Source organism: Paenibacillus amylolyticus, from assembly GCF_036894225.1.
Classification (GTDB): Bacteria; Bacillota; Bacilli; order Paenibacillales; family Paenibacillaceae; genus Paenibacillus; species Paenibacillus amylolyticus.
On record NZ_CP145892.1, the window covers coordinates 5,211,008 to 5,223,778 of the forward strand.

The window sequence follows — 12,771 nt, forward strand, 5'->3', positions numbered from 1 at the left end:
TCTCATAGACCATGATGGTCTTTTTTCCTTTGGCCGAATCGTGGGCCATACCTATATTTACCCCAATGATAGAGGATCTCAAACACGAAACAGGACAAATAATTTTTTTTGGCAAGTTATGCGGCTTATAATCAGACCAAAAAAAGCAGTCGGAATCTCTTCCAACTGCTGATTTATCAAGGTTTTGACGAACTACATTCAAAGTTATAAATAAAGAAACTATGCGCTGTTACGATCCTCTGTTTTTTCACTTTCACGAATGATCTGCATCTCGTCTGATCCGCTACGAACAATAATGTGTACATCCCCGTCTTCAGGTACAATGTCCACGTAACGGTCTCCGCACGTATCTTTCTCTTCCCATTCGTTCAATCGAATGATTAATCCCAGGTGATGCAGACCCGGAGCAACCCGGAAGCGGGCTTCGGCGGCATTACCGACTTGTTCCAGCCGTACTGCTCCGTCCTCCATACCTGTGCCCCATACCCAGACATCCCAACCTTCATAATGCTGGTCTTCCCGTTCGTATCGAAGCGTGACAGTTCGCGAAATCTGTTTATGAATCGTTACGCCAAGCGTTGCCCGAATTCCTCCAGCCTCAGCAATAATATGGGTTACTCCAGGTGTCATCGCACGTACGATCCCTGCTGCACTCACCGCTGCAAGTTCTGGATGAGAAGAGCTCCAGCGTATATTCGAATCCTGAAGCGGCTGACCAAATTGATCCAGAACCAAGGCACGGAAGCGACTGATTCGAGTCATGTACATGACAGGTTCGCCCACAATTTCGATTCGTTCAGCATGACGATAATCCACTTGTAACATACAGCTTGCCGTTATGTCCCCACAGTGGACTGTAATCGAAGCTTCCCCTCGTTCCAGTGCATGGATTGTTCCATCAGGCTGGATCTGAATAATATTCGGATCAGAAGAAGTCCAGGTAACTGGAGCTTTTTCCACCACATTGCCAATACTGTCCCGTACGATCGCTCGTAGTTGAGTGGTCTCCTTCGGACTATATACCTGGCGAGGAAAACTAATCTCCACTGTTGATGGTTCAGCGCCTCCAGCATGCTCTGTGTCATACAGTACCATTAAAGACCATCGTTCTACCTGAACAGTACCACGAACAGTCTCGATCACGTCTGTGCCTGCCTGATGATCATTGACCACAACATGCCAGTCCCCTTCCCCCAGGTCGACATGCTGCTCATGTTCCGTTCCGTTATAGATGACCATAATCTGATTCCAGGTGTCCTGATTCGCACCATTCTGAAGTATAAAGGCAACTACATTGCCATCCGCACGAATCACACGTAGGTGATTTCGTACCTGTTCAGCATCAATCATCCGAAAAGCGGGATGGGTTCGCCGCAAATGAATAAGACCACGATAGTAGTCGAACACTGGTCTAAACCGTGATTTGTTGGCCCATGTGATGGCGTTCACCGCATCCCCGCTCCGATAACTGTTATGATCACCGGCTTTGGATCTGAGCATCTCATCCCCTGAATGCAGAAACGGAATTCCCTGAGAAGTAAGCAGAATGCCGGAGGACAGTAACGAGCGACGAACCATCTCATGATTCAAAACATCATCTGCATCCACATACCGATAAGGATCTGCTGCTTTTACCGCGGACTCAGCACTCCCTCCACCCACGGGCTGTCCGTCCTTCCATACGGGAAATCCTAATTCATGTCTAAGGTTCATTGTTGTCGCAATTTTATCCCACAGATTGAGATTGTCATGAGCAGTTACATAATTGACAACTTCAACAGGTGAAGATGTGAAATCATCCAATGCTCCCGCTAATCCCCTAATAAGCTCATATTCCTGTCCTCCGGCACCCGTGACAAACCCTCTGCCACTGCCATCACTATCACCCTTGATTGCACTGCGAAAATGATCATTAAATACAGCAAACCCCTGACCTCGCTGGGTTCCTTTTAATGTTTTGCGGTCCAAAGGTGAATCTCCACCCATCCAGGGTTCCCCATAGATCAGAAACGCCGGATCGATCTGTTCCTTCAATTCGCGTGTCAATTCATTCATCGTTTCCGTATCAATCAGGGCCATGAGGTCAAATCGAAATCCGTCCACATGATATTCTTCTGCCCAATATCGGAGAGAATCCAGAATATATTTTCGCACCATTGGACGTTCTGTCGCCAATTCATTACCTACACCAGAACCATTACTGAGGGTGCCATCCTCCCGATAACGGTAATAATAGCCTGGTACAATCCGTTCAAAAGGACCCTCTTCCACGCTATACGTGTGATTATAGACAACATCAAGTACAACGCGAATGCCTTGTCTGTGCAGCGATTGAACGAGTGATTTGAGCTCCCGAATTCGAACTGCAGGATCACGAGGGTCGGTAGCATACGAACCTTCGGGAACGTTATAATGCTGGGGATCATACCCCCAGTTGTATGGTGCTCTGACATTTGAACCCACTTCTGCAGTAGCAAGTTCATTCACCGTCTGATAATCCGCCACAGGCAGAAGATGTACATGAGTAACTCCCAGTTCGGCAAGATGGTCTACGCCAATACTATTGCCTGCTCTATCCGTCAGACCGGAAGCCGTGAATGCCAGATATTTTCCCTTATACGGAATATCTGCATGTGGGTCTGAGGAGAAATCACGGACATGCAACTCATATAACACGGCATCAACAGGACGCAGAAAAGCAGGTTTGACATCCAGGTCCCAATCGACCGGATTGGTGGTCTCCGGATCTATAATAGCCGTTCGTTGCCCATTAGCCGTTACCGCTCTGGCATAAGGATCAACAGCCACTTCAATCTGCTGATTATCATGAATAATTCGGTACATATAATAATATCCTGCCCAATCGCCGCTGAGCTTCAGACTCCATATTCCGTCCGCATCACGTGTCATGAAATGTTCCTGTCCACCTTCATGATCATGTACTTTGCCACTATCGTTGTAATGACCTTCATCGTCAAAAATCAATATATAAACCTGTTGTGCCGTAGGTGCCCACAATTTAAAAGTACTTGCAGCACGAGTATATGTTAAGCCAAGATCGTTGCCTTCGTAACAAAAAGAAGTCCATTCCGGCATCGTTCCCACCGCCTTTATATCCATTGATTTCGTGTTGTCCCGATGTTACGGAGCGGGACGTGTTTTGTCAACCCGGGGTTGTCTGTACTCATCATATCGGTTCAATTTGCGTATTCAATTAGCAATCGCTTTCAAAATATAGGATATGAAAACAAGCGCCATAGATTGACAGCATTTGTACCTGTCCTGACAAAAAAAGTTTGGAATATACAAGAATAAATTGCAGGATGTCATTTGGTTGAGATTAAAATGCACCAACAGGTGCACAGCATAAAAAGGCTCCGGACATGACGATGTATAGCCCTGCGACCAAGGCATTGGTTTCTGACGCATCAACAAATCCCCCTTTCTTACGGGAAAGGGGGATTTGTTTTATCTCAATTTATTTGATTAGATTTGATTGGATATCTAGAACGTGGCCTTGTTAGCGATTTTACTAATGGTTTGTTGGTACCCTTCAATTCTTGGCAAGCATTGCGTTCATTAGGAATTCGAATACATCACCGTTAGGGATATCGCATTCACATTTACCTTTCCGTCCTGTATGGTGCGTATCGTATCAACGCCTGCTTGTCCTTTTTCTACAATCACATTCCATGTCTCTGTGGGGACAGAGATGTCACGGTTTTCTTTTGCCGCGTTATAGATGACAACAATACGTTCCCAAGAATCGCTGGCTGCTGTACCGTTCAGTTCATAGGCTAACAGCCCATTGCCTTTTTCTATTAGACGAACATGCTTCTCGATCTCTTCCCGTGTACGAAGCCGAAAGGCTGGATGTTCTCGCCGAAGAAGGATCAGCCCACGATAATAGTCAAACACCAGCTTGAACAGCTGCTTTTGCTCCCAATGTATGGCATTGACCACGTCTCCACTCTGATGGCTGTTGGCATCCCCATATTTGCTGCGAAGCAGCTCATCTCCAGCCGCGATCAGGGGAACACCCTGGGAGGTTAGAACAATACCAATGGCAAGCAGACAACGCCTAACGGTCTCATTCTCCAGAATGTGTTCCGGATCGATCTGCAGGTACGGCTTAGCCTTCTCTACGGCCTCTTCCACACTCTGGCATCCACGAATACTTCCATCCTCGTCATAGGTGAGGAAATTCAAGGTATCGTGGAGTCCTTGTGTACGTGCGACTTTGTCCCACAGGTTGAGATTATCATGTACTGTTACATAGTTAATCGTCTCGGATGGACCATCCGTAAAATCCTGAATGGCTCCCCGGACGCCAGTCCACAATTCGTCTTCTTTTCCGTCCGCGCCCGTCGCAAATCCCGTACCCATGCCATCGCTGTCTCCCTTGATTACTCCGCGGAAATTATCGTTAAACACAGCAAAACCAGCTCCGCGCTGCGTTCCTTTTAGGGTCATATCATCTCCAAGCGGCGAATCCAGTGCGCCCCATGGTTCACCATATAACAATATGGATGGTGACACTTCGGTGTGCAGCTCCGCTGCAAGCTGTTTCATCGTAGTTGTGTCGATCAGACCCATCAGATCAAATCGAAAACCATCCACATGGTACTCCTCTGCCCAGTAACGGACCGAGTCGATGATAAACTTACGAACCATGGTGCGTTCAGTAGCTACCTCATTGCCCGTACCTGAGCCATTGCTATAGGTTCCATCGGCGTTTTGACGATAGTAGTACCCTGGTACAAGTTTTTCAAAAGAGCTGCCTGCTGTATTAAAGGTATGATTATATACCACATCCATAATGACACCTATTCCCTTGTTATGAAGGGCAAGCACCATTGATTTGAACTCATGAATTCGTGTCTCCGGATCATCTGCAAGTGATGCATAAGAACCTTCCGGGACATTGTAATGGAGCGGATCATATCCCCAGTTATAGTTGGAGGCATCAGACGTATCACCATTCACCCTGGATTCATCCACCGTCGCAAAATCAAATACTGGGAGAAGATGCACATGGGTAATCCCGAGTTCAACCAAATGATCGATCCCCAGTGTGTTGCCCTCCGAATCACGCAGACCCGTCTCGGTAAAAGCCATGTATTTGCCTTTATTCGTTATACCAGATGATGAGTGAATGGAAAAATCACGTACATGCAGTTCGTACAGGACTGCATCTACAGGGCTGGTCGACTCCGGGCGAATATCCTCACTCCATCCATTCGGATGTGTCTGCTCCAGTCTCACAATTACACCCATTTCTCCATTCATGGTCACTGCTCGGGCGTAGGGATCTACAGCAGTAGTTGAATGTCCATCTTCGAAAGTAGGCTTGTACATGTAACGGTAGCCACTTAAATTACCTTCCAGTTCCATAACCCAGATGCCTTGTTCTTTCTTTTGCATAGGTAGCGCCTGCTGCTTCCGTTGATTGGGCTCTTCCTCCGGGCTCCCCCCTGTCAAAGGTGGGTACAGAAGTAGTTCCATCTGAACAGCTAACGGTGACCAGACTTTGAAGTGACAGGTTTGTGCTTCTAATGTGACACCTAAATCTCTTCCTTTGTATGTATCTTCTGAAATCAATAGTTCCTGCTTATCCTCTTCAATCATATGTGTTGTTCCCCTCTCGTTGAAAAAATTAATGAATTGATGGTACGAGTGCTCCTTACCCTTTATACCCGTTCTGCTGCCCAACCATAATCCGAATTACACAAAAGAAGACAAACTTCATGTAGATTCACATGACGCCTGCCTTCTTTATGGGTAAAACGATATCTCCCTAATGCGGTACCTGGGATTGGAAATCATTCCGGCTGGACTGATCGGCGTGGTACACAACCACGTCCCCATCTTGCATCGGCCAGCTTTTTCCCTGACCATCTACCGGGCTGTTATCAAAACCTTCCATTTGCCATTGATTCATCAACGGTGCATGAATATATTGCAGATGCGGTGCACTCGTATTGCCACTGCGCAATGTTTCGATATTGAAGTTAACCACAATGTAACCGTCCCTCAGAAATACCGTTGCCTTCTCATCCAACTGGTTTTGTCTGGCAAGTGACTCGAGATCGGTTCCTTTGGGCACTGCATATACATCTGCTGGCAAGCTATATTCCCCATACCAGCGCTGAATCGCTGCATTCGCCCGATCCACATTAACACCAGATGGAATATCTGTTTTGGGACCAATGAGCGTGCGGATCTGTGAAGGAAGAATCATCCAGTCATAACGACCTACCCACGTTTTATGATGAGAGGTCTGATCCACGAAACGAACCATATGTTCCGCCATTGTACCCTGATTGCGTTCCTCCGCCGACAGTTCATAGGTATACTGATAACGCGCTGTATCACCTAACTCCGTACCGGGGACATTCCGCAACCGTGAGTTCAGGACAACAAAACGTTTTTCTAAATCTTGTGCAGATCCGATACGAATGAGTCGTTCCTGTCCTCGATGGTAGTATAAATCCACTTCTTGCCGGGTGGTGCCATCTTTACTCACAAAAGAGAACGTCGGCGTAATTCGGATACCATCCTGTTTCCCAAACATATTACCCTTGGTTTTCAGATCAAACTTGAAATGGTAACCCGTCTTCACTGCAGCATTTCGGAACCCCTGTACCGGATGACTGCCAGGACGAATAGGCAGGACATAGTGAGCCAAATTACCTCGGGGATCTCCGTCTATACTGTTTCCTCCGGTCCAGTAGCTTACACCCGTTGGTTCGGGGCTGCCTATCCGCTTACGGAACACATTCTCCCAGTTGTAGTCTGAAATATCGGTGATGTGAAAATCATATAATCGTCCGATAACGTCTACAGCAACGGTATCTGCTGCGACATGATGAGTCAGATTGGTGTTGGCATCCTGTTGTTCTGTGAAGTTTGCAGGTGCATTTTCGGCGATATTTCGAAACTCGACCTGGTAATTCCCTTCATCTACCCATACAGGGAGATAAAAAGGAGTGTCCAACTGATTTACCGGAATATCCACCCAAGTCATGGCCGGAATAAACTGATTTCTGGCACCGTTATAGACATCAAATGGGAAACGAACCTGTTTGATCCGGAAATATTTCGCATAATCATGGTTTCCATAACCAGGGTAACTTGCTACATCCAGATGCTGCCCTGAGGTCGGTATCCGCACAATGAATGGACGCTCTAAAATAAGTGCAGCTCTGGTCGGATCTGGCGTAGTCTTCTGATTATGAGGCTGATCATCTGACACCCAGGCATAGTTCACAACTGGAGTATGTACTGTCACCGAGTTAATGCCCAGAATGGGGAACTTCTGATCCTGCCCTCCGTTAACATTAAGAGGGAGCAATCCATACGCAATCTCACCCGTGGTTGGCTGGTTAGCTTTGTTCATCAACGTGTTTTTGATCGTAAGCCGGTTCTGGTACAGAACAATATCCCCAATCATGCCAGGCTGGGGGATCGTCCCAGGTCTTGGAGCTGTTTTTTCCACCGGGGCAGAATCCATAATTGTCGCTCCATTAAAGGTTACCTTGTCGTTATTAACGGTGTTCTCTCTAACCTCCGCTTCAGCTTTGGATTGAAACAATGATGTCTCATCTGGCGTAGGCGGTTCATCCGAACCACCAGGAACCCCTTTGATGCCAAGATCAATTTCTCGACATGGCGCAGGTTTCACATGATTGGTAACCGCAGTATCCATAGCCGATTGCAAAGTTGGTGGTGTATATGCATTGGGCATAAGGGTCACGGTGTCACCATAACCGCCTAGCGCATAGTTAGATACCTTTGCCTCATTTAACTTGTCTACCTCCAGGTTATCGATCTGCCAATAGCTATATGTCCGTGTTACTTGCATGTTTTTATCCCCAGGCACATCACGCTCTCTGGGCTGAGGAGGTGTCCCTGGATCCCCCTCACCACTAGACGCTCTTCCCGGGATCGTCCAGGTTTTATGATAAACCCTTTTCACTTTAACGGTGTAAGTGACCGTTCCTGTCATGTTAACCCAACGGTGCTGAAACAGATATTCCTTGGCCAAGACATTGGCATAGAGATCTTCCGAAGTTGGAATACCACGGGTAACATCGAACTTCTCAGATCCCCGCTCGTCTGCCTTCAACACACCCCGAACAGACGGGTCCATAACCGATGCTTCAATAACCGTGCCTCTACTCGGTGGGCTGATGGTCACAGGGCAAGCGTTCGCAGGGTCGCCCCCCGGATCGCCATCATTACCACCTTCTCCATTATCCGTGCAGTCCTTCACCTCAAGCACCTGAGTCCCTTGTTCATCCAGTTGCTGAGTAGAATCAAGAAAATGAGCTTTGATGGTAGTGCTACCCACGATCCCTTTTGTCGTGATTTTGCCATCAGCACCGATCGTTGCCACAGCCGGATTCGAGCTCTGCCACGTCAGTTTAGGATGAGCTGTCAGTTTATGAACAGAGCGATCCGGTTTGGTTAGAACTGCTTCCGCCTGTAGTGGTGTTGTATTGGCTTTACAAGCGTTCGGCAAATTCACCACGAGTCCTGGCTCAGACGTAACGGTTATGGTGGCTGTATCCGAGATCAGATATGTACCATTGTTCCAGATTGCACGCACAGTGACCGTGCCCGGACTTTCGGCCGTTAACATCCCCGTTTTCAACTCTATACTCGCAATTGTCTCGTCAGAAGAAAACCATTTGATCTCCGTTTCCCTGCGGGATACGTCTATGCCCCCATTAAAATCTGTTTCGCCATAATGTCTTGTGCTAACTTCGGCTTTCATCTGCTTTGTTTGTCCAATAGTCAAAACCGAATCCGGTGTTACATCGATTTCTTTTTCTTCAACCAGATCGCCTTCCCAGATGATATCCATGGGCGTATGGTATGCAACGATTTGCTTCACACAGTTTCGAATTGTTTTACCACCATTTTCATAGTCCCTTCGATTAGTAACTGTGTGTGAGCCTCCTGTTTTGGTAATAATTTTTACGATTGTATTTCCTTCTCTTATAATCGTATTACCCACACCAGTATAAGACGACTGTAGTGTAGTTGATTGGTAATCTACGTTTTTAATACGGATTTTATCTAGCATTCTCTGTGTAACAGTCTGTGATTGAAAATCTGGCCAAGATATTGCAGGCCATTCAGAAAAATCGACCTCATTAGGAATTTCCTTCTCATCTGGATATGGAATAGAACATGAATTAGGATTGAGGTTATTCGAAAAAGTTGGTCCAGTAGTGTGATCTGCTTTAAAATTACCATCGTCAAGTTGATACCAGTAAACACCTGGATTTGCTATCCTTTTTTCAGACTGTACCGTATTAGATATTTTTTGCTTCTTAGGTCCATATGGATCTGAACTTGCAGCTTCTATTGAGGATGTTAAATTCAAACATAGTATAGTAATAAGAAAAATTGAGATAAAAATTAAGGATTTCTTCTCAACATGAGCACACAAAGATATTCCACCACCATTAAGTTTGACTTACATATTCTGAATTTTTAGTATATTTCCACTTTTTTGATTAAAGGAATATGCTCCATTTTTACCTTCTAAAACAGATGTCACCCAAAATCTCTTCTTTATATCTTTCTTAATCAAATCACTCGATCTCTCAGGGATAGTCACTAGGCCATTCTTGAATGCTTGCTTAAGATCCAAACGATTAAATTGTAAAAAACCACTATATAGCCCTCCATTAAAAGTGATTGGATCGGATCTCTCAATTTTTGATGTGAAAGATATATCTGCAAAAGCCATATAGTTGCCTTTGAAAAGATGTGTCTCTGGACCAATGAATAATGTTGCATAGAGACCTTTTGCTTTACCTTGAGTAACATCTACAACAATATATCTATGCAGTGTAACTACACCGGAATTATTGGATAATTTAATTTCTTCTCTTGCTAAATCACTTACTTTAGCGGAGTTATTACTATACCTATAATTACTAATGGTCGTTAAATTCGTACCCGTCGTGCCGACCTCTCTCATCTCATTCAGATCACTGTACTTCCCCGCATCCGTGCCCTCCACATCCATATAACGCAGTAAAATGGCCGATACTTCTGCACGAGTGGTGGAATCTGCAGGTTTCAATGTGCCATCCTGGAATCCACCTACAATGCCTGTCCCACGGACAAGGGCAAGATACGGAATCTGCTCAGCACGAATGGTGCCACGGTTCACTTCCGGTGTGGGAAGCAGCGTGTTTTTTGTATCGTTAAAAGCATCCTGGAAGCTGGCTCCGGACTTGATCAGTCCATTGGCAATCCATTTCATCATCTCGTAACGCGTTAGCTCCGCATTCGGATTGAACCCTTTGGCATAATCGCCAGCGTTAATGAATCCTTGTCCAACAAGTTGGCTAACCGCCGCTTCAGACCAATGTCCCTTGAGATCAGCAAAGGGATTCTGCCCCTCTACCTTCTCCAGTCCAGTCGCACGGGCAAGTATGGTCGCATATTCCCCACGCGTGATTTTGCCATTGGGACGAAACGTACCGTCCTGGTAACCTGAGATCAGATTTTTTTCATAAGCTTTGGCAATTGTCGCTTGAGCCCAGTGGCCCTTGATATCCTTGAACTTGCTAAGGGCAGTGTCACTTGTTCCCGATGCAGCATTCGCTGTTGACGTCAAATGTACGGGGCCCATCGGTAATAGTGTTGCTGCCAATACTGCTGTTGTTACCAACCCGACGATCCAAACATGCCGTTTTTTCTTCTTCTCGTGACCTTCAATTCGTTTCTTCAATCTACTCACGCTCCTATGTACCTTAGTATGGGGATGCTTTACTTAGTCAACCTAGTCACTTCTCTTCACAAACAAAACCTAAATTTGTCATAATAATCAATATTCTACCATGTCGACCTAGGCTATTGGTATTATTTTTCGTCCATCCCCATCACGTCAAGGCGTGCGCCCCTCCTTCCATAGACCCACTTCATTCGCCTAAAACACAAAAAAAGGCCATGAATCCGCAGATTCATAGCCTTATGCTTTAAGGGTGTGGTCTTTCTTATGATATTGGAAAAATGAACTCACTCATAGAATAAACCATATCATTCCATTTGATCAACCTTTTTTTATTTCACCCAGCTTTATTTTCCGTTCAATTCCTTGTAGGATGCTTCCAATTCCGTGATCAATTGATCACCACCGGCTTTTCTCCAGCTTGCGATTTCCTGCTCCCAACCTGCATCATCAATTTTACCCATAATGTACTTGGTCTGCGCATCCCAGATCATCTGATCCAACTCCTGACCACGCTCGGTATAGATCGCCGAAGACAAGGTGAGTGCCGGATTGGCAATGGCATACTGCTCATTCTCACGCGCCATCTTTGTACCTTTCATACCAATTGGAACATCAACCAGTTCAGGTACATTATAACCTTCAATACTTAACAGATTATCCCGGTATGGCTTCACTTCACGCTGATAAGCGTCAAAATCCTTAAGTTCGGTTTTCCCATCCGCAGTCTTGGTGTAGTGCACATCGAGCAATCCACGGAGCTGCAACGCACTTAATTCCTCATCCATCAACTGATCCAGGAACGTGAGAACCTGCTTCAATTGCTCCTCATCCGTAACGGATGCCTTCGGGATGACCAGCATTCCGTAGTTCCCTGGTTCTCCGGCGATGCGAATACCATCGGTTCCCTGGAACGGAGCCACATCAATTTCTCCATCCGGAGCGTTAGGTGTAAGCCGCTGCTGAGAGGACTTTCCGTTCTGAGCCACACCATTCAGCTTCATGCCAACCAGGCCTGAATCCATTTTTTTGTCCGCATCAGAAGGGTCCAAGGCAGGGAAATCACTATTAATCAGTCCCTCGCTGAACAGTCGCTTGAAGAGTTTCATCGTATCCACATATTCCGGGGTCAAGAACTCCGGGGTCAGTTTCCCAGCATCATCCACACCCCATTTGTTGACACCGCCAATACTTACAGCGATCCGGGTCAGTGGGGAAGAGACACCCTCATTATACTTTTTGAAAAGCAGTGCACCGTACGTATCTTCCTTACCATTCCCATCAGGGTCATCCTTACGAATAGAGCGCATCACTTCATACCAGTCATCTAGCGTTTTGGGTATATCCAGCTTCAACGTATCAAACCAGTCCTTGCGATATACGATCGCAGTCCGTCCAATATCCCGGAAGTTCGGAATACCGTAGACCTTGCCTTCAATTTTGATATTGTTAAAATAAGCTTCGGATTGGGCAGACAGGTTCTTATAATCCTTCAAGTAAGGCCCCAGTTCCCAGAACAGTCCTGTTTTGGCGGCATTAAATGTGGTCGGTACATAATTCACACGCATAATGGTCGGCATCTCGCCTGAAGCAACCATAACATTCACCTTATCATCAAAAGCAGACTGCGGAATCCACTGTACATTGACATCCGTATTTGTATATTCCTCAATCTTCTTTTCAATCCCGTTCTCCTTGGCCGGTATATCTCCTACCTGCATTAAAGAGATGGAAATGGGAAGTTTACCTTCCCCTGCAGCAGGTGCTTTTTCTCCCCCGCAACCTGCAAGCAATCCAGCGGACATTGCACCAATTACAACGATTCCGCCTAAACGGGACATTGGACCTTTTGGACTCATGAACCATCTCTCCTTTTGGATAAGGTTATGTACATAGACCACTCCGATGACAGAACAACCTTCAGATCGCTGTTATCCCCAGATTTTTTGATTCCCTTTTAAAAAGGGGAAAATCCGGGGATAAGCCTATGCTTCCGATGCAGCTTTCTTTCAGAA

5 protein-coding genes are annotated in these 12,771 nt (G+C 46.0%); all 5 read right to left on the minus strand.

Going from position 1 to position 12,771, the window contains the following annotated elements; all coding sequences use genetic code 11:
* Positions 1 to 219 precede the first annotated feature (219 nt).
* A complete protein-coding gene (pulA, locus tag V6668_RS23120; protein ID WP_338706866.1) occupies positions 220 to 3,096 on the minus strand; it encodes a type I pullulanase in 2,877 nt (958 codons plus the stop codon).
* A 483-nt stretch (positions 3,097 to 3,579) separates the two neighbouring features.
* Positions 3,580 to 5,628, minus strand: a complete 2,049-nt coding sequence (pulA, locus tag V6668_RS23125) for a type I pullulanase (RefSeq protein ID WP_338706867.1) — start codon at positions 5,626 to 5,628, stop codon at positions 3,580 to 3,582.
* Positions 5,629 to 5,797: 169 nt separating this feature from the next.
* Positions 5,798 to 8,869 carry a DUF5704 domain-containing protein gene (locus tag V6668_RS23130; RefSeq protein ID WP_338706868.1) on the minus strand — a complete coding sequence of 1,024 codons (3,072 nt, stop codon included), beginning with the start codon at positions 8,867 to 8,869 and terminating at the stop codon, positions 5,798 to 5,800.
* A gap of 618 nt (positions 8,870 to 9,487) precedes the next feature.
* On the minus strand, positions 9,488 to 10,765 hold the full coding sequence (locus V6668_RS23135; protein WP_422395227.1) for an S-layer homology domain-containing protein: 1,278 nt from the start codon (positions 10,763 to 10,765) through the stop codon (positions 9,488 to 9,490).
* 338 nt (positions 10,766 to 11,103) lie between these two features.
* Positions 11,104 to 12,615 carry an extracellular solute-binding protein gene (locus V6668_RS23140; RefSeq protein WP_017686865.1) on the minus strand — a complete coding sequence of 504 codons (1,512 nt, stop codon included), beginning with the start codon at positions 12,613 to 12,615 and terminating at the stop codon, positions 11,104 to 11,106.
* Between the last annotated feature and the right edge of the window lie 156 nt (positions 12,616 to 12,771).